The organism is Ruegeria halocynthiae (genome assembly GCF_900106805.1).
GTDB classification, from domain to species: domain Bacteria; phylum Pseudomonadota; class Alphaproteobacteria; order Rhodobacterales; family Rhodobacteraceae; genus Ruegeria; species Ruegeria halocynthiae.
In genome coordinates this window covers 126680-150535 of the sequence record NZ_FNNP01000007.1, presented here as the reverse complement: position 1 = coordinate 150535, position 23856 = coordinate 126680, and the positions used below count along the sequence as shown (strand labels likewise).

At 59.8% G+C, this 23856-nt stretch carries 33 protein-coding genes; 12 read left to right on the top strand and 21 right to left on the bottom strand.

The genetic code is table 11. The features are described 5' to 3' along the window. Positions 1–136 precede the first annotated feature (136 nt). The 13 genes from rnc to folK form a co-directional block, all read right to left on the bottom strand. Positions 137–814: a ribonuclease III gene (rnc, locus tag BLU89_RS16455; RefSeq protein WP_074738018.1), complete on the bottom strand. Its 678-nt coding sequence runs from the start codon at positions 812–814 to the stop codon at positions 137–139. Further along, positions 811–1650, bottom strand: a complete 840-nt coding sequence (gene lepB, locus BLU89_RS16450) for a signal peptidase I (protein ID WP_074738016.1) — start codon at positions 1648–1650, stop codon at positions 811–813. The genes rnc and lepB overlap by 4 nt, the downstream gene beginning before the upstream one ends. Before the next feature lie 59 nt (positions 1651–1709). Beyond that, positions 1710–2129 (bottom strand): holo-ACP synthase, encoded by a 420-nt coding sequence (gene acpS, locus BLU89_RS16445; RefSeq protein ID WP_074738014.1) that lies wholly within the window; start codon positions 2127–2129, stop codon positions 1710–1712. Then, a complete protein-coding gene (locus BLU89_RS16440; RefSeq protein WP_143030594.1) occupies positions 2126–2587 on the bottom strand; it encodes an ABZJ_00895 family protein in 462 nt (153 codons plus the stop codon). The genes acpS and BLU89_RS16440 overlap by 4 nt, the downstream gene beginning before the upstream one ends. A 78-nt stretch (positions 2588–2665) precedes the next feature. Beyond that, positions 2666–3643: an NADPH:quinone reductase gene (locus BLU89_RS16435; RefSeq protein WP_074738010.1), complete on the bottom strand. Its 978-nt coding sequence runs from the start codon at positions 3641–3643 to the stop codon at positions 2666–2668. A gap of 16 nt (positions 3644–3659) precedes the next feature. After that, positions 3660–3986 (bottom strand): Dabb family protein, encoded by a 327-nt coding sequence (locus BLU89_RS16430; RefSeq protein WP_074738008.1) that lies wholly within the window; start codon positions 3984–3986, stop codon positions 3660–3662. A 16-nt stretch (positions 3987–4002) separates the two neighbouring features. Next, positions 4003–4626 carry a LysE family translocator gene (locus tag BLU89_RS16425; RefSeq protein ID WP_074738006.1) on the bottom strand — a complete coding sequence of 208 codons (624 nt, stop codon included), beginning with the start codon at positions 4624–4626 and terminating at the stop codon, positions 4003–4005. Beyond that, positions 4623–5243, bottom strand: a complete 621-nt coding sequence (locus tag BLU89_RS16420) for a LysE family translocator (RefSeq protein WP_074738004.1) — start codon at positions 5241–5243, stop codon at positions 4623–4625. Before BLU89_RS16420 ends, BLU89_RS16425 begins: the two co-directional genes overlap by 4 nt. Beyond that, the gene (locus BLU89_RS16415; protein ID WP_074738002.1) at positions 5240–5986 is read right to left on the bottom strand and encodes a pyridoxine 5'-phosphate synthase; all 747 of its coding nucleotides are present in this window, start codon (positions 5984–5986) and stop codon (positions 5240–5242) included. Before BLU89_RS16415 ends, BLU89_RS16420 begins: the two co-directional genes overlap by 4 nt. After that, a complete protein-coding gene (locus BLU89_RS16410; RefSeq protein WP_074738000.1) occupies positions 5979–6677 on the bottom strand; it encodes a DUF2062 domain-containing protein in 699 nt (232 codons plus the stop codon). Before BLU89_RS16410 ends, BLU89_RS16415 begins: the two co-directional genes overlap by 8 nt. A gap of 16 nt (positions 6678–6693) precedes the next feature. Then, positions 6694–8826 (bottom strand): RelA/SpoT family protein, encoded by a 2133-nt coding sequence (locus tag BLU89_RS16405; RefSeq protein WP_074737998.1) that lies wholly within the window; start codon positions 8824–8826, stop codon positions 6694–6696. 26 nt (positions 8827–8852) lie between these two features. Further along, positions 8853–9206, bottom strand: coding sequence for a DNA-directed RNA polymerase subunit omega (gene rpoZ, locus BLU89_RS16400; protein ID WP_010437681.1), 354 nt, complete (start codon positions 9204–9206; stop codon positions 8853–8855). A gap of 94 nt (positions 9207–9300) precedes the next feature. Continuing rightward, the gene (gene folK / locus BLU89_RS16395; RefSeq protein WP_083347775.1) at positions 9301–9882 is read right to left on the bottom strand and encodes a 2-amino-4-hydroxy-6-hydroxymethyldihydropteridine diphosphokinase; all 582 of its coding nucleotides are present in this window, start codon (positions 9880–9882) and stop codon (positions 9301–9303) included. 125 nt (positions 9883–10007) lie between these two features. Between folK and BLU89_RS16390 the strand changes: the two genes are divergently transcribed. The 7 genes from BLU89_RS16390 to BLU89_RS16360 all read left to right on the top strand — a co-directional run bounded on the left by BLU89_RS16390 (position 10008) and on the right by BLU89_RS16360 (position 14481). Next, a complete protein-coding gene (locus BLU89_RS16390; protein WP_074737996.1) occupies positions 10008–10583 on the top strand; it encodes a LabA-like NYN domain-containing protein in 576 nt (191 codons plus the stop codon). A 205-nt stretch (positions 10584–10788) separates the two neighbouring features. Beyond that, a complete protein-coding gene (gene ispH, locus BLU89_RS16385) occupies positions 10789–11739 on the top strand; it encodes a 4-hydroxy-3-methylbut-2-enyl diphosphate reductase (protein ID WP_074737994.1) in 951 nt (316 codons plus the stop codon). Further along, entirely contained in the window at positions 11736–12188 is a 453-nt protein-coding gene (locus tag BLU89_RS16380; RefSeq protein WP_074737992.1) for a DUF3429 domain-containing protein, read from the top strand. The genes ispH and BLU89_RS16380 overlap by 4 nt, the downstream gene beginning before the upstream one ends. After that, positions 12185–12772, top strand: a complete 588-nt coding sequence (locus tag BLU89_RS16375; RefSeq protein ID WP_074737990.1) for a class I SAM-dependent methyltransferase — start codon at positions 12185–12187, stop codon at positions 12770–12772. Before BLU89_RS16380 ends, BLU89_RS16375 begins: the two co-directional genes overlap by 4 nt. Next, the gene (rnhA, locus tag BLU89_RS16370) at positions 12765–13232 is read left to right on the top strand and encodes a ribonuclease HI (RefSeq protein ID WP_074737988.1); all 468 of its coding nucleotides are present in this window, start codon (positions 12765–12767) and stop codon (positions 13230–13232) included. Before BLU89_RS16375 ends, rnhA begins: the two co-directional genes overlap by 8 nt. Beyond that, positions 13229–13852 carry a trimeric intracellular cation channel family protein gene (locus BLU89_RS16365; RefSeq protein WP_074737986.1) on the top strand — a complete coding sequence of 208 codons (624 nt, stop codon included), beginning with the start codon at positions 13229–13231 and terminating at the stop codon, positions 13850–13852. The genes rnhA and BLU89_RS16365 overlap by 4 nt, the downstream gene beginning before the upstream one ends. An 8-nt stretch (positions 13853–13860) precedes the next feature. Then, complete coding sequence (locus tag BLU89_RS16360; protein WP_074737984.1) at positions 13861–14481, top strand: COG3904 family protein; 621 nt, start codon at positions 13861–13863, stop codon at positions 14479–14481. Here BLU89_RS16360 and speB read toward each other — a convergent pair. From speB to def (BLU89_RS16330), 6 genes are all read right to left on the bottom strand, one after another. Further along, positions 14478–15299, bottom strand: a complete 822-nt coding sequence (speB, locus tag BLU89_RS16355) for an agmatinase (protein ID WP_074737982.1) — start codon at positions 15297–15299, stop codon at positions 14478–14480. The two genes, BLU89_RS16360 and speB, sit on opposite strands and share 4 nt — an antisense overlap. Positions 15300–15361: 62 nt before the next feature. Beyond that, a complete protein-coding gene (locus BLU89_RS16350; protein WP_074737980.1) occupies positions 15362–15598 on the bottom strand; it encodes a GlsB/YeaQ/YmgE family stress response membrane protein in 237 nt (78 codons plus the stop codon). A 1-nt stretch (position 15599) separates the two neighbouring features. Then, positions 15600–15836: a hypothetical protein gene (locus tag BLU89_RS16345; RefSeq protein WP_074737978.1), complete on the bottom strand. Its 237-nt coding sequence runs from the start codon at positions 15834–15836 to the stop codon at positions 15600–15602. A 3-nt stretch (positions 15837–15839) separates the two neighbouring features. Beyond that, positions 15840–16754: a methionyl-tRNA formyltransferase gene (fmt, locus tag BLU89_RS16340; protein ID WP_074737976.1), complete on the bottom strand. Its 915-nt coding sequence runs from the start codon at positions 16752–16754 to the stop codon at positions 15840–15842. A 41-nt stretch (positions 16755–16795) separates the two neighbouring features. Beyond that, positions 16796–17290, bottom strand: coding sequence for a peptide deformylase (gene def / locus BLU89_RS16335; RefSeq protein ID WP_074737974.1), 495 nt, complete (start codon positions 17288–17290; stop codon positions 16796–16798). After that, complete coding sequence (gene def / locus BLU89_RS16330; RefSeq protein ID WP_074737972.1) at positions 17287–17805, bottom strand: peptide deformylase; 519 nt, start codon at positions 17803–17805, stop codon at positions 17287–17289. Before def (BLU89_RS16330) ends, def (BLU89_RS16335) begins: the two co-directional genes overlap by 4 nt. A gap of 94 nt (positions 17806–17899) precedes the next feature. Between def (BLU89_RS16330) and BLU89_RS16325 the strand changes: the two genes are divergently transcribed. Together BLU89_RS16325 and BLU89_RS16320 are read left to right on the top strand one after the other, a co-directional pair. Further along, a complete protein-coding gene (locus tag BLU89_RS16325) occupies positions 17900–19072 on the top strand; it encodes a MalY/PatB family protein (RefSeq protein ID WP_074737970.1) in 1173 nt (390 codons plus the stop codon). 30 nt (positions 19073–19102) lie between these two features. After that, a complete protein-coding gene (locus BLU89_RS16320) occupies positions 19103–19822 on the top strand; it encodes a fumarylacetoacetate hydrolase family protein (protein WP_074737968.1) in 720 nt (239 codons plus the stop codon). A gap of 77 nt (positions 19823–19899) precedes the next feature. Here the strand turns inward: BLU89_RS16320 and BLU89_RS16315 are convergent, their stop codons facing one another. After that, complete coding sequence (locus BLU89_RS16315) at positions 19900–20253, bottom strand: hypothetical protein (protein WP_074737966.1); 354 nt, start codon at positions 20251–20253, stop codon at positions 19900–19902. Between the two features lie 203 nt (positions 20254–20456). Here BLU89_RS16315 and BLU89_RS16310 point away from each other — a divergent pair, with 203 nt between their 5' ends. Then, positions 20457–21446: a glutathione S-transferase family protein gene (locus BLU89_RS16310; RefSeq protein WP_074738075.1), complete on the top strand. Its 990-nt coding sequence runs from the start codon at positions 20457–20459 to the stop codon at positions 21444–21446. Here the strand turns inward: BLU89_RS16310 and BLU89_RS16305 are convergent. Next, positions 21428–21790, bottom strand: a complete 363-nt coding sequence (locus BLU89_RS16305) for a response regulator transcription factor (RefSeq protein WP_074737964.1) — start codon at positions 21788–21790, stop codon at positions 21428–21430. The two genes, BLU89_RS16310 and BLU89_RS16305, sit on opposite strands and share 19 nt — an antisense overlap. A gap of 180 nt (positions 21791–21970) precedes the next feature. On the opposite strand from BLU89_RS16305, the gene cobD reads away from it, so the two are divergent. Both cobD and cbiB read left to right on the top strand, forming a co-directional pair. Further along, the gene (gene cobD, locus BLU89_RS16300; protein WP_074737962.1) at positions 21971–22936 is read left to right on the top strand and encodes a threonine-phosphate decarboxylase CobD; all 966 of its coding nucleotides are present in this window, start codon (positions 21971–21973) and stop codon (positions 22934–22936) included. After that, a complete protein-coding gene (gene cbiB, locus BLU89_RS16295; RefSeq protein WP_074737960.1) occupies positions 22933–23853 on the top strand; it encodes an adenosylcobinamide-phosphate synthase CbiB in 921 nt (306 codons plus the stop codon). The genes cobD and cbiB overlap by 4 nt, the downstream gene beginning before the upstream one ends. The last annotated feature ends 3 nt before the right edge of the window (positions 23854–23856 follow it).

Here is a 23856-nt window from a genome sequence, read left to right as displayed (position 1 = left end):
AATTTCTATGCGTGAACTCTGACCGGGCGAATGCGGCTGGGTCAAAGCAAGTCTGCTTTACATAAAATGGCAGCCGGTTTTTAACAGCATTATCAATGAACTGTTACATTTTTTACAACGCTGTACCGGTAATGCGTTAACCGAGACGCTCTAGCAAAGCCTTGGCGGCGGCCTGTTCAGCCTGCCGCTTGGATCCTGCGGTGGCCTGCGCCTCGGTGCCGTCCTGCAGGCGGGCAGCGATGGTGAAGATCGGGGCATGGTCGGGGCCGGTGCGCTTGACCTCGACATAAGCCGGGGGTTTCTGGCCCCGCGCTTGTGCCCATTCCTGCAGTGAGGTTTTCGCGTCACGCGCATCGTCCTCGACCTTGTGGATGCGCTCGCCCCAGAGGGCGAGGATGACATCACGCGCGGCCTCGAAGCCTGCATCACGGTAGATGGCGGCAATCACGGCCTCCATCGCGTCACCCAGCAAGGCCTGTTTGCGACGACCACCAGACAGCATCTCGGACCGGCCCAGTTTCAACACTGCGCCGAGGTCGATCTGACGGGCGACATCGGCGCAAGCCTCTTTGCGGACCAGCGCGTTGAAACGCGGAGCCAGCTGGCCTTCGGAAGCCTTTTTATCGGCCTCAAGCAATGCCGTGGCCATGACAAGACCCAGCACGCGGTCGCCCAGAAATTCGAGCCGCTGATTGTCGGGGCGCGTGGATGAGGAAACCGATCCGTGGGTCAGCGCGCGCACCAACAGCTCGGGGTCGGAAAATTCATACCCCAGACGCTGCTGGAACGCCCTTATCTCGGCCGATAGCTTCAATTGACCGCCTTAAAGAAGCGATCACCGCGCCAGGTCCAAAAGAACAGCATGGACCGGCCAGCGGACGAGAACATGATCCGGTCGGCGCGACCGATCAGGTTTTCATACGGCACAAAACCCACACCTCCTGCGGCTTGTGGCAAGCGGCTGTCAGCCGAGTTGTCGCGGTTGTCGCCCATGAAGAAATAGTAACCTTCGGGCACGGTATAGATGCCGGTGTTGTCCGAACCCTGATTGCCGATGTTCAGCACGTCATAGGAGACGCCATTGGGCAGGGTTTCGATCAGGCGAGTCTTTTCGCAGCTGCCTCCGATCCCGACGGGGCCGTTTTCGCAGCGCGGGCGCAGGCCTTGCGGGCCTTGGCGTTCGGCGATTTCGGTGAACACGCCATCGGGCTTCTGCGGCACAGGGGTATCGTTCAGGATGATCTGACCTTCACGGATCTGGATACGGTCGCCGGGCAGGCCGATCAGACGCTTGATATAGTCGCGCCCCGAAACCGGGTGACGGAAGACGATGACATCACCGCGCTCGGGCTCTCCGCCCAGCAGTCGGGTGTTATCGTCGCCCTGCATCCAGCCGCAAACGTCCTCAGCATCGATGTTCAGACCGACGCTGGGGATGATCAGGCTGGGGCAGGAGGCGTAGGAATAACCATAGGCCATCTTGTTGACGAACAGGAAATCCCCGATCAGCAGGGTCTGCTTCATCGAACCAGAGGGAATCCAGAACGGTTGAAAGAACAGGGTGCGGAAAACGCCCGCGATCAGCAGGGCGTAGACGATGGTTTTGATCGTCTCCCAAATGGCGTTTCCGGATTTGGCTTCCTCGGCCATACTGCTCTCTCCAGTCTATGCGTGGTTGGGGTGCTACATGCGTGTCAGTTGGGTGCAAGTCAAGGCTGTGCGGGCGCTTCTTCCATCGGTCTGGCCTCGATCACCACAAAGGCCTGCGCCCAGGGGTGATCGTCGGTCAGGGTAACGTGGATGATCGCCTCGTGGCCCTCGGGCGTCATCTCTTTCAATCGATCCGCTGCCCAGCCGGTGACGTGCATGACGGGTTGGCCCGTGCGCAGGTTGGTCACCGACATATCCTTCCAGGCGATGCCCATCGCCAACCCGGTGCCTAAGGCCTTGGAACACGCCTCTTTCGCGGCCCAGCGCTTGGCATAGGTGCCTGCGGTATCGTGACGGCGTTCGGCCTTGCGTTGTTCGGTCTCGGTAAACACGCGATTGCGGAACCGGTCGCCGAAGCGGTCGAGCGTGCCTTGAATGCGGTCGATATTGGCGAGATCAGTGCCGATGCCGAGGATCATTGAATGTGCTCATCTTTAGTCTGTCTCGACATGGCATTGAGTTCGATCATCGCACTGATCGGGTAAAGTACAGCATTTGAAACAAACGCCACGCTTGTCAGAAACATCATCACTCCTACGAATTCACCCTGCCTATACCAATTCACGAGGTGGTACGTGTGGATTGGTCCGATGCCGGCCTGCGCCAATATCAGGTAAGCCACGTAATTCACTAGGAAGAATGCGAGAGTGGCAAGGATTGCAAATGCCAATAGCTCACGCCACGTCGGCATCCTCTCAAAGATGCGCGCGGCGATACGTCCGGCGACAGCGGCGGACAGAATCGCAGACGCCACGGGAATCCCGGCCCTTGTAAGATCAAGGCCAGCCAAATCTCTGAGCACAACCAACGCAATTGGAAGCAGCATTCTGATCACCACTAAACAAAGCGTATAGCGCCACAGCATGGATTCAATCACAGAGGTGTCCTTTCAGATTTCCACAGCGACACGGCGCGCCAAAATCCGGAACTGATATTATCGCCCCGGTAGGTCAAATCATACCTCCAACACAACGGTGCCCAGCTTTTGCCCTGCCTCAACCATCTGATGGGCAGTCGCTGCGTCGCTCAGCCCTCCACCGGGGACAACGGCATGGGTCAGCGCGCCTTGTTCCAGCCATTGGCCCAATTGGGCCTCGCCACGGCGGCGGGCGGCGGCATCGAGTTGATAGACGATCAGCATATGCAAGCGCACGTTCTTGAACATGAAGCCATAGAAATCCAGTCCGGGCTTCATTTGAGAGGCCGAGGCATAGCTGGCGATGGTGCCGCCGGGGCGGATCAGCGAAAGCGAGGCGGCTTGGTTGGCGGCGAAATCTACCTCAACGATGCGATCGACGCCTGCTCCGCCCGTCAGATCCATCACTGTCTCAATCACATCTTGCGTACGGTAATTGATCCACTCGGATACGCCAGAATGGGTGGCTTTCTCGTCCGAGCTGACAGTTGTGATCACGCGCGCGCCACCCAGTGCAGCCATCTGGCAGGCATAACGCCCGACGGTGCCCGCACCGCCAGTGACAAGCACGGTCTGATCGGTGATCGGACCGTCGAAATAAAGCGCGGCCCACGCGGTCATGGCCGGAATACCGAAACAGGCGCCTTCGGCGAAGCTGGTGGTGCCGGGCAAATGCACTGCCTGTTCCGAGGGAAGCGCGACATATTCTGCTCCGGTGCCAAAGGCGCGTTGCCATTGGCCGTTCCAGATCCAGACACGTTCGCCGATGCGGGCGGGGTCGACGCCATCGCCCACCGCCTCGATCACACCTGCACCGTCGGAATGTGGGGTAATGACCGGGTATTGCATCACTGTGCCCGGGCGCGCACCGCCGCGCAGTTTGACGTCTGATGGGTTGATACCGCTGGCGTGCACACGCACTAGCACCTCACCCGGGGCGGGGTCGGGTGTGGGCATGTCGACAAGTTCGAGAACATCCGACGCTGCGCCGAAGCTGCGATAGGTGATTGCTTTCATGACAGTCCCTCACTCTCTATTGTCCGGCGGGGTCAGGAAATTCCAGATCGAATACCATGATCCCGTCGCCCCCGCCCGTACACAAGGCGACAAGTCGTGCGCCCAATTGCCGGTGGGTGTCGTCATCGGCGTAGCGATGCAGGTCAGCCTCAGCCGCGAAATCCAGTGTGAAGCCGAAGGGATAGCCCGGTGAATTCGCCTCAAAGTCACGGTTTGGGCCGTGGACGAAACCGCTGCAGCCGGGCAATTGCTTGGCCACATCACCAAGGCCCTGCATGACCGCGGTCAGTTCCGAAACGTCATGGTCAGGTCTGAGGCGCAACATCACGCAGTGTCGGATCATCCTTGCACCTCGATTGTCATGACAAGCGTACCGTGAGGATCTTGTAGCTGGCGACCCCGAAGAAGCCTGCAAAGGCGAAATCGAACCAGCGGCGGGCACGGCGGTAGGCGTTGACCATGCGTGCAGACGAAAACAGGAAGGCATAACCGATGAAGATCAGCAATGAGCCCGCGTAGAGCATTGCGAAATAGGTCAACAGCATCGACAGGCTGGCGTCGTTCGGGGCGACGATGGCGTAGATCGAGCCCCAGCTTAGGATCGCCTTGGGATTGGTCAGGTGGATCGCTGCACCTTTGGCAAAAATCGTGCCCAGTGAACCGGTGACCGGATTGCCCAGCGCCACCTCTTCCGAGGACAAGGCGCGGCGCAGGGCCTTGAACGCGAGCCAGCCCAGATAGGCGACGCCGATATAACGGATCACCTCAAACACCCAGACATTGGCAAGCATGATCGCCGACAGCCCCAGCGCGGCTGCGATGCCCCATGCGGCAGAGCCCGCGCAGATGCCCAGCGCAAAGGCCAGACCGGCGGTGCGTCCTTCGTTCATGGCGGTGCCTGCGATGCCCATTGTGGCCGGACCCGGAGAGCCCCCAGCCATCAGCCAGGCGAACCAGATTGCAACAAAGCCCGAGGTGATCATCGTGTGAAAGCCGATCTGATGAGCCCGAACCCTGCGACAGCGAACAATCCGGCGACTACCCCGTCGATCCGACGGCGGAACCGGCGATATGCGGCCATCATGCCGCTGATCGAAAACAACATTGAATAGAGGAAATTGTTGAGAAAGCCCGCGACTATGCAGATCAGGGTTGCGACGGCAACGGAGAGCAGACCGTCATCCGGGCCGAGGCCGACCGATAAGGCCGCCATCCACGCGATCACTGATTTAGGGTTGGAGAGGTTAAGGATCAGTCCGCGCCAGAACCATTTGCCCTTGGCAGGAACGGAGACTCTGGCCGCATCAGATTGCAGCGCAGAGCGTCCCGACTGCCACGCCAGCCACAACAGGTACAATCCACCCAGCACCTTGAGCACCATCAGGACGTAGAGCGAGCTTTGCAGCACCGCGCCCATACCGCTTGCGGCAACCAACCCCCAGAACACCAGACCGCAGGACAGGCCTACGCCGTAGCGGAGACTGGTCTTGCGCCCATAGGTCATCGCGACTGCAGCGTTGGAAATATTCGCGGGGCCCGGTGATACAGCGACGACAAAAAAGGCAAGGGCCGTGACCGCAAGGGAAGTCAGGTCGATCATCCTCGCGCCTCGTCCATCAGGCGGCGCATTTCGTGGACAGCCGGAGTGAGGCCTCGAAATATTGCCTCGCCGATCAGGAAGTGGCCGATATTCAACTCGCGCACTTCAGGGAAGGCGGCCACTGGTTGCACGGTATCGTAGGTCAGGCCGTGGCCTGCGTGGACTTCCAACCCAAGCGAATGGGCATAGGCGGACATCTCGCGCAGCGCTTCGAGTTCGCGGGCGGCATCGTCCAGCTTGCCTTCGGCGTGGAAATCGCAATAGGCACCAGTGTGCAGTTCGATCACCCCAGCCCCGATACGGTGGGCGGCTTCGATCTGGCGTTGGTCGGCGGCGATGAAGATTGATACGCGGCACCCAACATCGCGCAGAGGGGCGATGAAATGGGCCAGCTTGTTTTCCTCGCGCGCGACTTCAAGCCCGCCTTCGGTGGTACGTTCCTCGCGCTTTTCCGGGACGATGCAGACCGCGTGCGGCTTGTGGCGCAGGGCGATTTTCTGCATCTCGTCGGTCGCGGCCATCTCAAAGTTGAGCGGCACGGTCAGCGCCTCCATCAGCCCTTCGATATCAGCATCCAGAATATGGCGGCGGTCTTCACGCAAATGGGCGGTGATGCCATTGGCCCCGGCTTCTTCCGCCAGTTTCGCGGCGCGGATCGGATCAGGGTATGCCCCGCCGCGCGCGTTGCGGATGGTAGCCACGTGATCAATATTCACGCCCAGACGCAAATGGTTGTCAGACATCTTTCGAATCCTTCCTGGTCCCTGCGGCCGAGCCTAGTGGGTTTGGCGGAGGAACGGCAGCCTCTGCCTGTGCCAAACGTTTGATTTGTTCGAACTTCGCTTTGATCCGGGCGCGACGGCGCTGTTGGTAGGTTCGAATGAGCGGCAAGCTGAGATAACCGCAGACCACACCCGCAACGATGCCAGGGATAACGCCGCCGATCATGTAGGGAAAAAACACATCGTCATAGAAGCGACTTAGCCCATGCCAATCGGCTTGCCGGTCTGTGAACATCGCGATGCAATTGTCTTTGAGATCGCCCATCGCATCGGCAAACTTGCCCATCAGGCCGTCCGTGTCATCCTTACGGAACTTGGTGCCCAGCAGGAAATGCCCGGTTTGCAGGCTGGCGACACCTATCGGCACATAGGTCAGGGGATTGCCGAAAAACGTGCCGCTGAGGGAGGCGAGGATATTGCCGTTGAACAGCCGGGCCAGCACGGCGGCGACCAAGAAATGCAACCCGTAAAACGGTGTAAACGAGGCGAACACCCCTGCCCCGATGCCACGCGCGATGCGTTCAGGGCTGTCAGGCAGGCGACGCACGCGGTGTTTGACGTAGTGAAAGGCACGGGTCCAGCCGCCACGCGGATAGACGAACTCTGACGCGATCCGGACAGGCGAGCGGCGATCTCGGCGCTTGAAAACCACTCGTGATCACCCCTTCTCAGCCAGCCGCGACGGCAGTTTTCTTGCTTTCCCGGTACCGTTCAACCGCGGCAACATCGCTTTCGGCCTCGAGCATCAGCATCAGCGAATGCAGCTGTTCGAGGTCACGCAGTTCGATATTGATCATCAGGCGGTAAAAATCCGGTTTGCGGTCGACGAATTCAAGGTTCGAGATATTGGCCTTTTTCTCTCCGATCAATGTGCAAATACGCCCCAGTACCCCGGCATCATTGCCGATGGTCAGATCAAGCGTCGCGCCATAGACAGCGGGGTGGGTGCCTGAATGCCAGTGCAGATCGACCCAGCGCTCGGGTTCGTTATCGAACTCGGGCAGGCGATCACAATCGATGGCATGAACCACAACGCCCTTGCCCCGATAGGTGATGCCGACGATGCGTTCGCCCGGCAGCGGCTGGCAGCAGGGGGCGCGGTCGAACTTCTGGCCGGGTTCAAGCCCGATCACCGCACGACGGGGTGAGATCGCATCCCCCTCATCCTTGGTGAGTTCGGGATAGACGGCCTCGATCAGTTCATGCGCAGTCAGCTCGGCACTGCCGAGCCGGGCCAGCAGTTCATGGCGATCTTTCAGCCGCAGATGCTTGGCGGCGGTGTCCAGCGCCTTGTCGGTGGCCTTGCGGCCCACATTTTCGAACCCGGCGCGGGCCAGTTCCTTGCCCAGCTTGATAAAACGCTCGCGGTCGACCTCGCGCAGGGCGCGGCGGATGGCGGTCCGGGCCTTGCCGGTGACTGCAATCTCCAGCCAGGTGACCTGCGGGGTCTGGCCGTCCGCCGTTATGATATCCACCGATTGCCCATTTTTGATCCGAGTCCAGAGCGGAACGCGAATGCCATCGACCTTGGCCCCCACGCAGGCATGGCCAATGCGCGTGTGGATGGCATAGGCAAAATCGATCGGCGTCGCCCCGCGCGGCAATTTCACCACGTCACCCTTGGGTGTGAAGCAGAACACCTGGTCCGAGTACATTTCCAACTTGACAGCCTCGAGAAAATCTTCGTGATCTTCTTCGCTGTCGAATTGTTCTGTCAGATTGGCAATCCATTTTGCCGGATCGACTGCAAAGGGGTTCTCGGTCCGCACGCCATCGCGATAGGACCAGTGCGCCGCAACACCTGTTTCAGCCACGTCGTGCATCTGACGGGTGCGTATCTGAACCTCGACCCGTTTGCCATCACGCCCCGACACCGTGGTATGGATCGAGCGATATCCGTTCGATTTCGGCTGGCTGATGTAGTCCTTGAACCGCCCCGGCACAGCACGCCAGCGTTGGTGGATCGCACCAAGCGTGCGATAGCAGTCCTCTTCAGAACCGGTGATGATGCGAAAGCCATAGATGTCCGAGAGACGCGAGAAGCCCTGATCCTTTTCCTGCATCTTGCGCCAGATCGAATAGGGTTTTTTGGCGCGGCCAAAGACCTCGGCCTCGATGCCCGCTTTTTCAAGCTCGTGCCGCATGTCGCCGGTAATCCGGTGGATCACGTCGCCGGTTTCACGCTGCAGAGTGATAAAGCGGCGGATAATCGACTGGCGGCCTTCGGGGTTCAGCACGCGGAAGGCCAGATCCTCCAGCTCTTCGCGCATCCATTGCATACCCATACGGCCCGCAAGCGGTGCATAGATATCCATCGTCTCGCGCGCTTTCTGAACCTGCTTTTCGGGGCGCATCGCCTTAATGGTGCGCATATTGTGCAAACGGTCAGCCAGCTTGACCAGAATGACCCGCAGGTCCTTGGACATGGCCATGAACAGTTTGCGGAAGTTTTCGGCCTGCTTGGTTTCGCGGCTGGAAAGCTGCAGGTTGGTCAGCTTGGTGACGCCATCGACCAGTTTGGCAACTTCTTCGCCAAACAGTTCCGAGACCTTGCCATAATTGGCTTTGGTGTCTTCGATCGTGTCGTGCAGCAGCGCCGTGATGATGGTCGCATCATCCAGACGCTGTTCCGTCAGGATGGCGGCAACAGCTACGGGGTGCGAAAAGTAAGGTTCGCCAGAGTGGCGGAATTGCCCGTCGTGCATCTGTTGGCCGAATTCATAGGCCCGGGTGATGCGCTCGGCATTTGTCTTGGGATTGTAGTTGCGGACCAGCGCAATCAGGTCTTCTGCTGAAATCATCCGGTCCGCACCTTTGTCGCTGGGATTTACCCCTGGCCCTGCGCCTCCATCAACGCGCGCAGGAGCTTTTCTTCCGACATGTCGTCATCCGCAGGCTTATCGGATTCCGCACCCATCAGCAGCGCCATCTGATCTTCTTCGGGCTCGTCAACCTCGATCTGAGTCTGGTTGGCTTCGATCAGACGCTCGCGCAGTTCATCGGCGCTTTGGGTCTCATCCGCGATTTCGCGCAGCGACACGACGGGGTTCTTGTCGTTATCGCGGTCGACGGTGATCGGGCCACCGGCAGAAATCTCGCGCGCCCGGTGGGCTGCAAGCATCACCAGTTCGAACCGGTTCGGGACCTTGTCTACACAATCTTCAACCGTAACGCGGGCCATGGGGCGCTCTCCGTAAATGAATCCGTGGCTGGAAGGGGTTTATCTAAGCGCGAATCCCCGCCTTGACAAGCAGGAAATGCCGCGATTGCGAGGATCACAGAGGCGTGACCTCAGCCACATCCCCGGACGGCAGCGCGGCAACCATCTGTGTCACCGTCCGACCCAGCACCGGATGACGCCAGTCGGGCGCAACATCTGCCATCGGGACCAGCACAAAAGCGCGATCCTGCAGGCGAGGATGGGGCAGGATCAACTGTTCGGGGGCGGAATTGACCTGTTCTTCGGGCGGAAGGGTCAGCCAGCGGTGATATTCGGCGCCATCCGGCAGCACCAGATCGTCCCAACAGATCAGATCAAGATCAAGCGTGCGCATTCCCCAGCGTTGTTCGCGGGCGCGCTCAAAGTCATGCTCGATGCGGTGCAACAGGTCCAGAACACCCCGAGGTTCGAGGTCGGATTCGATCAGAACGGCCGCGTTGACATAATCCGGCCCTGCCCCCGCGGGAAAGCAAGGCGTGGCAAAAAACCGGCTTGTCGCGCGAATCACCAGACCAGCCTCGGCCATCGCGGCGAGCGACTGCTCAAGTGTCACCTTGGGCCCATTCCCTCTCAGACTGAGATTTGCGCCCAGTGCGATGACGGCTTTTGACAAAGATTTGTCCACTTCGAACCCCATATTCGGACCAGAGAATACTTGCGATATAAGCCAAATGGCCTATTTTAGACACACCATTGCACTGACCAAACACTTTTCACTCACGGAGCTACAGTGTGGTGGCTTATACCGGAAGGACCATTTTTATGTTTTACAAAGACGAACGGCTAGCGCTGTTCATCGACGGCTCGAATCTTTATGCGGCCGCCAAAGCACTGGGGTTTGACATCGACTACAAGTTGCTGCGTCAGGAATTCATGCGCAGAGGCAAATTGCTTAGAGCTTTCTACTACACAGCGCTACTGGAAAATGACGAGTATTCCCCGATCCGACCCCTGGTGGACTGGCTGCATTACAACGGCTTCACCATGGTCACCAAACCGGCCAAGGAATACACCGACAGCATGGGGCGTCGGAAAGTTAAAGGAAACATGGATATCGAGCTGACGGTCGATGCCATGGAACTGGCACCGCGCGTTGATCATATTGTGCTGTTTTCGGGCGATGGGGATTTCCGCCCGCTGATTGCCAGCCTGCAGCGTCAGGGTGTGCGCGTTTCGGTCGTCTCGACCATCCGCAGCCAGCCGCCGATGATCTCGGACGAATTGCGCCGCCAGGCGGACAACTTCATCGAGCTGGAGGACCTGCGCGACGTGATCGGCCGACCTCCGCGCGAGATGCCGGTTGAGCCGCGCAGCGTTGCCGCTGCCGGCGGACAGTAACACCACAAACCCCACCACTCACTCTTCTACGGGGTCTCGATATTACGTGCGGCCAGGGCCAGAAGCCCTGGCCGCACTACTTTTAAATGGATAGGTGCTGAAAACACCCTTGTGCTAACAGCGATTCATGTCAGGGAAATGACGCCTAGCTGTCTGGACCATGGCAATGAAAAGACCTACTTGTCTGAGGCAAGGAGACCGCCGAATGACCAAGCCGCCGCTGACACTGTATCTAGCCGCCCCGCGCGGGTTCTGTGCCGGTGTGGACCGTGCCATCAAAATCGTTGAGATGGCGCTGCAGAAATGGGGCCCGCCGGTCTATGTGCGCCATGAGATCGTGCACAACAAATTTGTCGTCGACGGGCTGCGCGCCAAAGGTGCTGTGTTTGTCGAGGAACTGGACGAATGCCCCAATGATCGCCCGGTAATCTTTTCCGCCCATGGTGTGCCGAAATCGGTACCCGTCACCGCCGCCCAGCGCCAGATGATCTATGTCGACGCCACCTGCCCGTTGGTATCCAAAGTGCATGTCGAGGCCCAGCGCCACGCCGAAGCGGGCCTTCAGATGATCATGATCGGCCATAAGGGCCACCCCGAAACCATCGGCACCATGGGTCAACTGCCCGAGGGCGAGGTTCTGCTGGTCGAAACCGTCGAGGATGTGGCGCAGGTCGCTGTGCGCGACCCGGAAAAGCTGGCCTTTGTGACCCAGACCACCCTGTCGGTCGATGACACCAAGGATATCATTGCCGCCCTCGAGGCCCGGTTCCCGGCCATCGTCGGGCCGCACAAGGAAGACATCTGCTATGCCACCACCAACCGGCAGGAAGCGGTAAAGGCCGTCGCGCCTAAATCTGATGCGCTTTTAGTGGTTGGCGCGCCAAACTCATCAAATTCGCGGCGTCTTGTCGAGGTCGCCTCGCGCGCGGGCTGCACATATGCGCAGTTGGTGCAGCGCGCCACCGAGATTGACTGGCGCGCATTGGACGGCATCTCAAACATTGCCATCAGCGCCGGGGCATCCGCGCCCGAAGTTCTCGTAAACGAGGTGATCGACGCATTCCGGGATCATTATGACGTGACCGTCGAGCTGGTCGAAACCGCCGTGGAAAACGTCGAATTCAAAGTGCCTCGCGTCTTGCGGCAACCGGCATGAGCGGCATCCCCCGCGCGCCGTTCTTCCTTGGGTTGGCGGGGCTGGTCCCGTTTATCTGGGGAGCGCTGACATATCTGAACGGTGATCTGAACGATTGGGGCCGACAGGTACTGGGATCGCAGTTCGTGGGGCCGTATGTTCAGCTGTTCTACGGCTCGTTGATCCTGAGCTTCATGTCGGGCGTATTGTGGGGCTTTGCCACCAAGACCTCGGGCAGCAAGGCCACGACTTGTTATACTCTGTCGGTCCTACCTGCCCTCTGGGCATTCTTCATGACCGGCGGTGGCCCGGTCAACGCGGGCACGAACCTGATCTATGGGTTTACGGGCTTGCTAATGCTGGACGCCATGTTCTCTTACTGGCGGCTGACCCCGGTCTGGTGGATGCGGTTGCGCATTCTGCTGACCGCGGTTGTGCTGGCCTGTCTTGCAGTGGGGATTTACCTGTGACTGATAAACGGACGATCAGCGCCTACACCAACCGCGTCGCGGAATATCTGAGAATCCTGCTGCCCCCCGAACAGCTTGAGGCGCGGCAGGCCTTTGTCGATGCTGTCGGCGCGGACGGATATGTTCTGGATCTGGGCTCGGGGCCCGGATCGGACAGTGCGTTCCTGATGCGACAGGGGCTGAAAGTACGGGCGCTGGATGCCACCCCTGCGTTTGTCGAGCATGCGCGCAATAACGGTGTCGATGCCCATCTGGGCACCTTCGACGATATCACCGAGATATCGGAGTTCGACGGGGTCTATGCCAGTTTTTCGCTGCTGCACGCCCCTCGTGCGGATTTTCCGCGCCACCTAAGCGCCATCCACAAGGCGTTGAAACCGGGTGGTCAGTTCTTTTTGGGAATGAAACTGGGCACTGGTGAGCATCGCGACGATCTGGACCGGTACTATAGCTACTATTCGGAGGCCGAGATCGAAGACGCCCTCGTCACTGCAGGATTCACCATCGACCGTACCCAACGTGGCGTGGGTAAGGGTCTGGCCGGATCTTACGACGGATTCATTCTGGTGTTTGCCCATGCCTGATCTTTTTGCTTATACCGATGGTGCCTGTTCCGGCAATCCCGGCCCCGGGGGCTGGGGCGTGTTGCTGCGTGCGATGGACGGCGACACCGTCCTGAAAGAACGCGAGCTCAGCGGCGGAGAGGCCGAGACCACCAACAACCGGATGGAGCTGCAGGCCGCGATCAGCGCGCTGGAGGCGCTGGAGCGGGCATCGGAGATCACCATCGTTACGGACAGCGCTTATGTGAAAAATGGCGTCACCGGCTGGATTTTCGGATGGAAGCGGAACGGCTGGAAGACCTCGAACAAGAAGCCGGTCAAAAATGTCGATCTGTGGCAGCGTCTGGATGAGGCGCAGCAGAGACATGAGGTGACCTGGGAATGGGTCAAGGGCCATGCGGGTCACCCCGAGAACGAAAAGGCCGATGAGCTGGCGCGCGCAGGAATGGCGCCGTTCAAACCAAAGAAGACCCAAGCGTGAGCGGTCTTGCGCTGCTGGATTACACCTCGGTCCTGATCTTTGCACTGACCGGTGCGCTGGTGGCCAGCCGGGCGCAGCTGGATCTGGTCGGATTTGCCTTCATTGCCTGTCTGACGGCGGTGGGTGGGGGCACGGTGCGCGATCTGTTGCTGGACCGGCATCCGGTCTTCTGGGTCGGCCAACCCGATTACATCCTGATCGCCTGCGGCGCAGCAATACTGGTGTTTTTTACCGCACATCTGATGGAAAGCCGGTACAATTGGCTGATCTGGCTGGATAGCTTTGCCCTGTCCATCGCGGTCGCTGCTGGCACGGGTGCGGCTATGTCACTGGGTCAGTCGGGCATCATCATAGTGTTGATGGGCGTGACGACCGGGTGTCTTGGCGGACTGATGCGCGATGTAGTCTGCAACGAAGTGCCGCTGGTGCTGAAACAGGGTCAGCTTTATGTCTCTTGCGCGTTTGCCGGAGCGCTGACAGCAGTGCTGGCGACGCAAATTGGGCTGGGTGGCCTGCCCGCATTGGCGCTGTGCGCACTGGTCTGCTGGGCCCTGCGAGCCGGGTCGCTGCTGTTCGGCTGGCAGTTGCCGGTTTACAAATCCCGGCCACCGCGACAATAGGACATAAGATGCAGCGAGACAGAGCCAAGACCCTCAGACTACCATTTCTAGCCGCAGTTTTGCCGCTGCTGGCAGCGTGTTCAGGCCAATACACCCCGGTCAGCTTTACCGCAGCAGGGGATCAGATCGTGGCGAGCGGCACCATTGACCACACAACACTCAGCGCGTTTGAAGAGATTATGGACGAGAATCCCGGTGCCAAGACGCTGGTGCTGCAGAATATCGAAGGCTCGGTCGATGACGACTCGAATGTCGTCTTCAGCCGCGTCGTGCGCGAGGAAGGGTTCGATACGGTCGTGCCCTCAAACGGGCTGGTCGCCTCGGGCGGGACCGATCTGTTTCTGGCGGGCAATCGGCGCCTGCTGGAACCCGGCGCCTGCGTAGGGGTCCACAGCTGGGGTGGCGGAGGTTATGTCGCCGCAGATCTGCCCGATGGTCATCCCGAACATGACCGGTACCTCGATTATTTCGAAGATATCGGCGTCAATCCGGACTTCTATTGGTTTACGCTGGATGCTGCGCCCGAAGACGAGATGCACTGGATGACCTCGGCCGAGGCCAACCGGTATGACATGACAACGCGCGCAGCCACCCGACTTGGGGCCGCCGCAATCTGCGACGAACGCTAGCGGCTCAGCAGCCGTGCCCCGATTTCCTTGACGAATTTCGCCGCCAGCATGGCGGTCATGCCATAGGGGTCGCGATGTGGATTCAGCTCGACAATATCCGCGCCGACCAACTGCCCCTTGAACCGGTGGATCAGGTCGATCACTTCGCGGGTGCTGAGCCCACCGGGTTCGTGATGCGAGACACCGGGCGCAAAGGCCGGATCCAGCGCATCGAGGTCCAGTGACAGATAGACCGGGCCATCAAAGCTGATCTCCAGATCGGGGCGCCAATTGCGCATGTCGATCACCTCGACCCCGAACTTGTCGGCCTGGTCCTGCTGATGCGCGTTCATGGTGCGGATGCCGACCTGCACCAGACGGTTGATCTTGCCGGTTTCCATCACGCGGGCAAAGGGGCAGCCATGGCCCAGCGGGCCGATCTGCTGGCTGTCATAAAGGTCGGGATGGCTGTCGATATGCAAGATATTCAACCCCTCATACCGGTCTGCGTGGGCCTTGATCAGCGGGAAAGCCACCGAATGGTCGCCCCCAAGTGACAACAACCGTGCGCCGGTTTCGATCCGGGCGGCGGCGCCCGCCTCGATCCGGTCGATGGGTTCCTGCCCCATCATCTCGAACACGTCCAGATCGCCGGTATCCTTGAAGCGTTCTGTCGCGCCCAGATCGGTGCCATCCTCGGCGGTCAGGTTGGCGGCACCGGAGTGCAGCGCCTCGCGGATGCGCCCCGGGGCAAAGGCAGGGCCCTGCAGGAACGAGGAATGCAGGTCCAGCGGCACCCCCATCAGAGCAACATCACCGGAGGTCAGATCATGTGACATGAAAAACCTTTCGACAAAGAACTGGCGGGACACTGGTCGCAGATCACAGGCTGGTCAAGCGTTCAACGGCGGAAGTAAGTCTGCCAGATCCAGATCACCAACAACGCACCCAGCACAGCCCCGACAAACCCCGAGAGCCAGCCCATCACGGCCAGCAAAGTGCGCAGGATCAATCCACCCACCAACGCACCAACGATGCCGATCAGCATGGTGGTTGGAATATCCGCCTCGATCCGCATCAGGCGAGTAGCGAGGAACCCTGCGGCGGCTCCGATGATGATCAGGGCGATGATGGGCAAGTCATTTCCTCCAATGGGTCGGCACGATGATCAGCGCACCGATGGAAGACAGCACCGCGTCCAATCCCGGAGGGCCAAAGCTGATGCCGAACATGATGCGGACGAAATAGAACAGAAAGGCTCCGCCAATGCAGATGATGATCGATTGCAGGTAGCCGTTATGGGTAAACCCGGTCTTCTCGGACAGATAACCCACGATCCCCGCAATCACGACGGTGCCCATCATGATCATGAACATGGCTTACTCCGTTGACAGACGGGTGCCAACCGGAATGGGCAGGCCCCGCAGGAAAGTTTCCCTATCCTGCGCGCCTTTGCCGGCCCTTTGCAAGCGCATCAGTTCGACCGCGCCTTCGCCACAGGCCACGGTCAGGTCGTCGTCCAGCACCTCGCCCGGGATGCCCTGCCCTTCGGCCAGACGTGAGGCGAGGAGTTTGATCCGGTCACCCTCGATTTCGCTCCATGCACCGGGGAATGGGGAGAGGCCGCGGATTTGTCTGTCGACTTCGGTGGCGGGGGCTGACCAGTCGATCCGCGCCTCGGATTTGTCGATCTTGGCGGCATAGGTCACGCCGTCCTCGGGTTGCGGATCGGGGGTCAGGCTGGGCAGTTTTGCCAGCGCGTCAACGATCAGCGCTGCGCCCATATCCGACAGGCGGTCATGCAGATGCGCCGTGGTTTCCTCGATGCCGATATCGGTTGCCTCACGCAGCAGAACAGGGCCGGTGTCCAGCCCGGCCTCCATCTGCATGATGCAGATACCGGTCTGCACGTCGCCCGCCATGATCGCGCGGTGGATCGGAGCGGCGCCGCGCCAGCGCGGCAAGAGACTGGCGTGGATGTTCAGGCAGCCAAGCGTTGGCGCGTCCAGAATGGGTTGCGGCAGGATCAGGCCATAAGCCACGACTACGGCGATATCCGCGTTTAGCGCGGTAAAGCGCGCCTGCTCTTCTTGTGATTTCAGCGAGGTCGGGTGGTGCACGTCCAGACCCAGCGCCTCGGCGCGGTCGTGCACCGGGGTCGGGCGGTCCTTCTTGCCGCGACCGGCTGGCCGGGGTGGTTGGCAATAGACGGCGGCAATCTCATGCCCAGCCTCAACGAGTGCATCCAGAACCGGAACTGAGAAATCGGGCGTTCCCATGAAGATTATGCGCATCGTTGGCTCCGGGCTGTTGGGGTGCCGGGCTGAAGCCCGGCCTACGTTGATTTTCGTGCCTTGCGCAACAGCATGTCGCGTTTGACCTTGCTGAGCCGGTCAAAGTACATTCGCCCATTCAGATGGTCGATCTGGTGCTGCACGCTAGTGGCCTCGATGCCGACGAAATCGCGGCGGTCGATCTGGCCTTGGGCGTTCAGGAATTTCACCGTCACCGCGCGGGGGCGTTTTACTTTGGCCGAGACGCCGGGCAGGTTCGGGCTGGCCTCTTCGTGTTCGCGCAGCTCGACGGAACTGTGCAGGATTTCCGGGTTGGCCAGGCGCACCGCCTTGCCCCGCTCGGTCGTGCCATCGACAACGGCCAGACGCAACATCACCCCGATCTGAGGTGCGGCGAGGCCGACGCCGGGCATTGCCTCCATCGTGTCGATCATGTCGTCCCAAATGGCGCGAATGTCGTCAGTGATTTCCGGAACATCTTCGGCCTTGGTCCGCAGGCGTTTATCCGGCCACGGCAGACAGGTGCGCACACTCATGCGCGGGCCTGTTCGCGTTTGAGCTTTTGCATCTTGCGCGTAATCATCTGCCGCTTGAGCGGTTTGAGATAGTCGATGAACAGCTTGCCGTTCAGATGGTCGATCTCGTGCTGAACGCAGGTGGCCCAGAGGCCATCAAAGGTGTCCTGTTGCAGATTGCCGTTACGGTCAAGCCACGTCACATCCACCACTTTGGGGCGGGTGACCTCGGCATATTGCTCGGGGATCGACAGGCAGCCTTCCTCGTAGATATTCGTCTCATCTGACGCGGCGACGACCTCGGGGTTGAACATCACCAGCGGGCGCGGTGCCTCGCCCTCTTCTTTGACGCAATCCACCACGATCAGCCGGTCCAGCACACCGATTTGTGGCGCGGCGAGGCCAATGCCGGGTGCGTCATACATCGTCTCCAGCATGTCATCGGCCAATTTGCGCAGATCGTCGGTGATATCGGCCACCGGCGCGCAGACCTTTTTCAGGCGGGGGTCGGGATGGATCAGGATATTGCGTTTCATGAGGCTGATTTAGGACATCACGCCCGCCACCGCAACGGCCCCCTTGCACATGGCGGATTTGAGGTTAGCTTTCGCTTCGACAGATGGAGATGACATGACTTTCAACGACCTGATCGACCGCCGGGGCACCAACAGTACAAAATGGGACAAGATGGAGCGTCTGTACGGCGTCTCGCCCGAGGACGGGCTGGCCATGTGGACCGCCGATTCCGACTATGCCACCGCCCCTTGCGTAATCGATTCTGTACGCAAGGCAGCTGATCACGGCGCATTTGGCTATTCGTGGATGCACCCGGATTATCTGAATGCAATCCAGTGGTGGATGAAGACCCGTCACAATTGGGAGATCGACGCCGATTGGATTCTGACCTCGCAAGGTCTGGGCAATGCGATTGCCCTGTGTCTGGATGTCTGGAGCGAGCCGGATGATGGCGTGGTGATCTTTTCGCCCGTCTATCATGAGTTTGCCCATAAGGTGAACAAGGCGGGCCGCCGCCTGGTGGAATGCCCGCTGGTGCGGGATGGCGACAGCTATGCGCTGGATCTGGAAGATGCGCAGTCGCGGCTGGATGGATCGGAGAAGCTGCTGCTGTGGTGTTCACCGCAGAACCCCTCGGGCCGGGTCTGGACGCCGGATGAGCTGCGCGCTGTGGCGGCGTTTGCCGAGCGCAACGGACTGATCCTGGTCTCGGATGAGATCCACCATGATCTGGTTTACTCGGGAAACACTTTCGTGCCGATGGATGTGGCCGCCCCGGATGCACGTCCGTGGACCGTAACACTGACTGCAGCATCAAAGACCTTCAACATCGCCGGACAGCGCACGGGCAATATGATCATCCCCGACGCCAAACTGCGCGCCGAAATGCGTCACCGGATCGCCACGCTGGACTATGACCCCAGCGCCCTGGGTGTGGCGATGATCACCGCCGCCTATTCGCCGGAAGGGGCGAATTGGGTCGACGAACAGGTCGCCCATCTGGATGCCAACCGAAGACTGTTCGATGCCACCATTGCCGAGATACCCGGCCTGTGGTCGATGCCTCTGCAGGCGACCTATCTGGCGTGGGTCGATTTCTCGGGCACTGGAATGGATCATGGCGAGTTCGTCCGGCGTTTGCGCGAGGACGCTCGGATCGCCACCTCATCCGGCCCCGGTTTTGGCACCGGCGGCGAGATGTTCGAGCGGTTCAATCTGGCCACGCAACGCGCGCGGGTAGAAGAGGCTTGTGCCCGCCTCAAACACGCGTTTGGTGATTTGCAATAAACCCCGTCTGAGAACAAACGGAGGCACGTCATGCCCAACCCCTTTTTTGCGCTTCCGGACATCCCGAGCATCCCTGTACAGGGGGAACAGGCGACCTATCCGATCGGACGAATTTTCTGCGTGGGCCGCAATTATGCCGCCCATGCCGCCGAGATGGGGCACGAGGTGGATCGCCAGGCGCCGTTTTATTTCACCAAATCCGCGCCCAACGCGGTTTTGACGGGGGCACGCGTGCCTTATCCGGCGGGCACCGAGGATTATCATCACGAAATGGAACTGGCCGTTGCAATCGGTAAGCCGGTTTTCCAGACTACGGCCGCACAGGCCCACGCGGCGATCTTTGCCTATGGGTGTGCCCTGGACATGACGCGCCGCGACCTGCAAATCCGCGAGCGCAACAAACAGCGCCCTTGGGATCTGGGCAAGGATGTGGAAAACGGCGCGGTCTTCGCCCCGCTGACCCGCGCAGATCATTGGAGCCCAACGGATGACAAGCGCATCTATCTGAGCGTCAATGGGCAGCTGGCACAGGATGCCACATTGTCAGAGCTGGTTTGGAAGATTGATGAACTGATCAGCCATCTATCGGGTTTCTATCATTTGCGCCCCGGTGATCTGATCCTGACAGGAACCCCTGCCGGGGTTGGGCCCGTGGTCGCCGGAGACCAAATCGAAGGCGGCATCGATGGTCTGGCCCCCGTGCACCTGACCCTGACTGCCCCCGATCAAAACGCCCTGTCCGATAGCTGAAAGTCTTGCAGCGCCAATACCCCTGAGCGCCCAAGGCGCGTCGGGGCATTTGTGCCACAGATCAAATTTTGCGCGCTTTAATCCTCGTACCCCAACAGCGCGATCGGCGCATCTGGTGGGCGATAGAAATCCAGCGGGGCCTTGTCGGCGGCGACGGTGTTGCGCTTGAATTCATAGCGCATCTCACCCACCGCTTCCTCATCGGCGATGATCAGGCATTGATACATGTGATTGGCCCCGTCAAAGATATCGACCAGCCCGCGCAGGCGCGGTGTGGTCTCGGCCTCTACCGTGAATCCATCCTTCCACAATGTTAGAATTTTGAAGCTATTGTCGCCGACCTCCACCCGCAAACGGCTGGATCTTTTGAGGGTCGTGATTCGGGCCGCATCCAATTCGGCGCGAATTTCTTTGGAAACATAGGTACTCATAATAAAATTCCCCCCTTAACCACATCTATTCTGGCGTGGTTTTTGTAAAAATCCAGTGAACGGCGTCACATAACTTTCGGGATTTGCAATCTGTTGCCTGATGTCTCTGTGCGCGCATGCAGGCCAGTTGCGCGCGCGCTGAAATAGAAACGCGGCGCAAGGCGGCCTATCTTGGCGCCAATCGCAAAGCGAAAGGACAAACGATGGGCCTGCTTGTCGACGGTGTATGGCATGACACCTGGTATGACACCAAATCCACTGGCGGGGCGTTCAAACGCTCGGCCGCGCAGTTTCGCAACTGGATCACAGCCGATGGTGCGCCCGGGCCTTCGGGGCGCGGCGGGTTTCATGCCGAAAGCGGACGCTATCACCTCTATGTCAGCCAGGCCTGCCCCTGGGCGCACCGGGCGCTGATCTTTCGCGAATTGAAGGGACTGAGCGATCACATCTCGGTCTCGGTCGTACATCCGGACATGCTGGACAAGGGCTGGACCTTTGAGACGGACGCGTATGGTGCGACCGGCGACAAGCTGTTCGGGTCGGAATTTGCCCATCAGATCTATACCCGTGCCGATCCCAACTATTCAGGCCGCGTCACCGTACCGATCCTGTGGGACAAGGTGGAAAAGACCATCGTCTCGAACGAAAGCTCGGAAATCATCCGCATGTTTAATTCGGCCTTCAACGGGATCACCGGCAATACCGATGATTACTGGCCCGCGGCGATGCGGGAGGAGATCGAAGAGGTCAACGCGCGGATTTATTCGGACGTCAACAACGGCGTCTACAAAAGTGGGTTTGCCACTTCGCAAGACGCCTACGACGCAGCCGTTGGCCCGCTATTCGACACACTGGACTGGCTTGAGGATCGTCTCGCCCACAACCGTTACCTGATGGGTGACCGCGTGACCGAGGCCGATTGGCGGTTGTTCACAACGCTGATCCGGTTCGATCCGGTCTATCATCTTCATTTCAAATGCAACAAGCGGCGGCTGGTCGATTACCCGAACCTATGGGCCTATACCCGAGAACTGTATCAATGGCCCGGCGTGGCCGAGACGGTGAACATGAACCACATCGTGCGTCACTATCACTACAGCCACGACAGCATCAATCCGCACCGGATCATTCCCGTGAACCCAGTGCTGGATTACTCAGAATCGCATGGACGGGATCAACGTCCGGCGGCGTAGTGTTCCACCATGGCCGCCAGATCCTCGGGCGGGGTCGAGCTTTGGACGTAGGCGCACGCATTGGCGCTGTGGGCAAAGATTGACCCGTCCGAGAAGAAGGTGGTGTTGGTGACAAAGATCACCCGCGTGTCAGGTCGACGATAGCTGGCGAAATCGGCCACCGCCAGCGCACTGCCGGTTTCCAGAACCAGATCCAACACGATGATATCGAAGGCCGTCCCGTAGAGCGCCAGGATCGCGGCCTCTTGCGTTTCGACCAGTGTGACTTCGGCCTCCTGCCTTTGCAGATGCCGTTGCCAGACCCGACCGAGGTCGGGGTTACTCTCAACAATCAGTACTTTCATTTGCAACAACCTCGGCACATGATAGGATGAGTGGTGCCGACCCCTGCTGTCCGTGATCACGCGATTTCCTTAACAAAGTGTTAACAACGCCCGCACGGGGCCGTGAACGGGCGGATTCGCTTGTAAGAGCGGCAAAAATCCGCTTGAAGCTGCATAAACAGGCGATTCCGGCAAGGGCACATGGTTGGACAGGCTAAAAATCTGAACCCGAGAGTAGCGCGCGATCATGGTGGAGGGCTGGATGGCGCGATGGCACGATATGGTGGTACGCGCAGCGACTGGATTGATCTGTCCACCGGCATCAACCCGCATCCCTACGCAATATCAGGCCTGCTCACTTCGGATTGGGCTGAACTGCCTGATCACGGCGCGTTTGAGCGCTTGTCGGATGCAGCGCGAAAGTTCTGGAACGTGCCGGACGGTGCCGAGATATTGCCTGCACCCGGTGCATCGGCGGTGATTGCGCGCATGCCGGCATTGGCCAAGACGGGCCGGGTGCAGATCACGATGCCCACCTATAATGAACATGCCGCTGCGTTTTCTGCGCAGGGTTGGACAGTGCAGGACTGCGCCCCGGCCGAAGCCCGGGTGATCGTGCATCCCAACAACCCCGATGGGCGCATCTGGCATGACGCCGACGCCAATGCGCCGCTGACCGTGATTGACGAAAGCTTCTGCGATGTCGCCCCCGATGCCTCGTTGATCCATCTGGCGGAACGACCCGGTATTGTGGTTCTGAAAAGCTTTGGCAAGTTTTGGGGACTGGCCGGGCTGAGGCTGGGCTTTGCGATCGGACATCCAGAGTTGATCGCAAGGTTGAACGACCTGACCGGACCGTGGTCCGTTGCCGGTCCGGCTTTGCGGGTCGGAGAACAGGCCTTGCGCGATCAAGGATGGGCTGCGGCAACCCGGGCTCGTCTGGCAGACGAAGCAGAGCGCCTGGATCATCTTGTAGTCACAAAAGGAGCGCGGCTGATCGGCGGCACCAGCCTGTTCCGCCTCTATGAAGTTGATGACGCCACCGCGTGGCAGGACCGGTTGGCCCGTGCGCGTATCTGGAGTCGTATCTTTCCCTATTCCAAGACTTATCTGCGCCTTGGATTGCCACCCACAGATGGCTGGGCGCGGTTGGAGGCAGCGTTGTGAACACGGCATTCCTGTTGGTCTGCGCGATGTGTCTGGACGCGGCTTTGGGTGAGCCGGATTGGCTGTGGTCACGTATCCGCCATCCGGCAGTGATGATGGGCAACGCGATTGGTTGGCTGGACGCTCGGTTGAACAACGGGGCTCAACGCCGCCTCAATGGGGTTCTGGTGGTGATCATCTTAGTTCTGGTGGCCCTTGTGTTGGGCCGCCTGCTGGCTCTGCTTGGTCCAATTGCCGAGGTCGTGATCTGCGCCATTCTTCTGGCCCAAAAATCTCTGATCACGCATGTCCGCGCGGTCGGTGAAGGGCTGTTGTCCTCGCTTGCCGAAGGGCGCGCACAGGTCGCCATGATCGTCTCACGCGACACTACCGCCATGACCGAAGCGCAGGTTGCCCGTTCCGCCATCGAAAGCGCCGCCGAAAACCTGAGCGACGGCGTGATCGCACCGGCCTTCTGGTTTCTGATCGCGGGTCTGCCGGGGCTGCTGATCTACAAGGCGATCAACACCGCCGACAGCATGATCGGTTACCGCAACGAGACCTATCGCGACTTCGGATGGGCCGCTGCTCGACTGGATGATCTGCTGAACCTGATCCCCGCGCGGCTGACCTGCCTGATGATTGTGGCCCTGTCAGGTCAATGGGCAAGCTGGAGCGAGATAACCGCCGACGCCCAGCGCCATATCTCACCCAATGCGGGTTGGCCCGAGGCCGCGATGGCGCGGGCGCTGGATATCGCATTGGCGGGGCCGCGCAGCTATGACGGACAGATGCGCAATCTCGCCTGGGTGAATGGAGATGCTCGGCAGAATATCGACGCGGCGGAGGTTTTTCGCGCATCCAACATGCTGTGGCAGGTATGGGGGCTTGCACTTGGGCTCGTGTCAGTGTGGGTTGGGATCAACTTCATATTCTGACGG

Excerpts from the sequence above, each read along its gene's own strand:
- acpS (WP_074738014.1), bottom strand. The coding sequence starts at position 2,129 with ATGATCCTCGGCATCGGCACTGATCTCGCCAATATCGACCGCATTCAA.
- BLU89_RS16325 (WP_074737970.1), top strand. The coding sequence starts at position 17,900 with ATGACTTTCAACGACCTGATCGACCGCCGGGGCACCAACAGTACAAAA.
- ispH (WP_074737994.1), top strand. The coding sequence starts at position 10,789 with ATGACCAAGCCGCCGCTGACACTGTATCTAGCCGCCCCGCGCGGGTTC.
- BLU89_RS16435 (WP_074738010.1), bottom strand. The coding sequence starts at position 3,643 with ATGAAAGCAATCACCTATCGCAGCTTCGGCGCAGCGTCGGATGTTCTC.
- fmt (WP_074737976.1), bottom strand. The coding sequence starts at position 16,754 with ATGCGCATAATCTTCATGGGAACGCCCGATTTCTCAGTTCCGGTTCTG.
- BLU89_RS16405 (WP_074737998.1), bottom strand. The coding sequence starts at position 8,826 with ATGATTTCAGCAGAAGACCTGATTGCGCTGGTCCGCAACTACAATCCC.
- BLU89_RS16345 (WP_074737978.1), bottom strand. The coding sequence starts at position 15,836 with ATGTTCATGATCATGATGGGCACCGTCGTGATTGCGGGGATCGTGGGT.
- def (WP_074737972.1), bottom strand. The coding sequence starts at position 17,805 with ATGAAACGCAATATCCTGATCCATCCCGACCCCCGCCTGAAAAAGGTC.
- folK (WP_083347775.1), bottom strand. The coding sequence starts at position 9,882 with ATGGGGTTCGAAGTGGACAAATCTTTGTCAAAAGCCGTCATCGCACTG.
- BLU89_RS16390 (WP_074737996.1), top strand. The coding sequence starts at position 10,008 with ATGTTTTACAAAGACGAACGGCTAGCGCTGTTCATCGACGGCTCGAAT.
- BLU89_RS16380 (WP_074737992.1), top strand. The coding sequence starts at position 11,736 with ATGAGCGGCATCCCCCGCGCGCCGTTCTTCCTTGGGTTGGCGGGGCTG.
- BLU89_RS16420 (WP_074738004.1), bottom strand. The coding sequence starts at position 5,243 with ATGATCGACCTGACTTCCCTTGCGGTCACGGCCCTTGCCTTTTTTGTC.
- lepB (WP_074738016.1), bottom strand. The coding sequence starts at position 1,650 with ATGGCCGAGGAAGCCAAATCCGGAAACGCCATTTGGGAGACGATCAAA.
- BLU89_RS16415 (WP_074738002.1), bottom strand. The coding sequence starts at position 5,986 with ATGTCTGACAACCATTTGCGTCTGGGCGTGAATATTGATCACGTGGCT.
- cobD (WP_074737962.1), top strand. The coding sequence starts at position 21,971 with ATGGTTGGACAGGCTAAAAATCTGAACCCGAGAGTAGCGCGCGATCAT.
- BLU89_RS16315 (WP_074737966.1), bottom strand. The coding sequence starts at position 20,253 with ATGAGTACCTATGTTTCCAAAGAAATTCGCGCCGAATTGGATGCGGCC.
- speB (WP_074737982.1), bottom strand. The coding sequence starts at position 15,299 with ATGTCACATGATCTGACCTCCGGTGATGTTGCTCTGATGGGGGTGCCG.
- BLU89_RS16310 (WP_074738075.1), top strand. The coding sequence starts at position 20,457 with ATGGGCCTGCTTGTCGACGGTGTATGGCATGACACCTGGTATGACACC.
- def (WP_074737974.1), bottom strand. The coding sequence starts at position 17,290 with ATGAGTGTGCGCACCTGTCTGCCGTGGCCGGATAAACGCCTGCGGACC.
- BLU89_RS16360 (WP_074737984.1), top strand. The coding sequence starts at position 13,861 with ATGCAGCGAGACAGAGCCAAGACCCTCAGACTACCATTTCTAGCCGCA.
- BLU89_RS16305 (WP_074737964.1), bottom strand. The coding sequence starts at position 21,790 with ATGAAAGTACTGATTGTTGAGAGTAACCCCGACCTCGGTCGGGTCTGG.
- rpoZ (WP_010437681.1), bottom strand. The coding sequence starts at position 9,206 with ATGGCCCGCGTTACGGTTGAAGATTGTGTAGACAAGGTCCCGAACCGG.
- BLU89_RS16430 (WP_074738008.1), bottom strand. The coding sequence starts at position 3,986 with ATGATCCGACACTGCGTGATGTTGCGCCTCAGACCTGACCATGACGTT.
- rnhA (WP_074737988.1), top strand. The coding sequence starts at position 12,765 with ATGCCTGATCTTTTTGCTTATACCGATGGTGCCTGTTCCGGCAATCCC.
- BLU89_RS16425 (WP_074738006.1), bottom strand. The coding sequence starts at position 4,626 with ATGATCACCTCGGGCTTTGTTGCAATCTGGTTCGCCTGGCTGATGGCT.
- BLU89_RS16320 (WP_074737968.1), top strand. The coding sequence starts at position 19,103 with ATGCCCAACCCCTTTTTTGCGCTTCCGGACATCCCGAGCATCCCTGTA.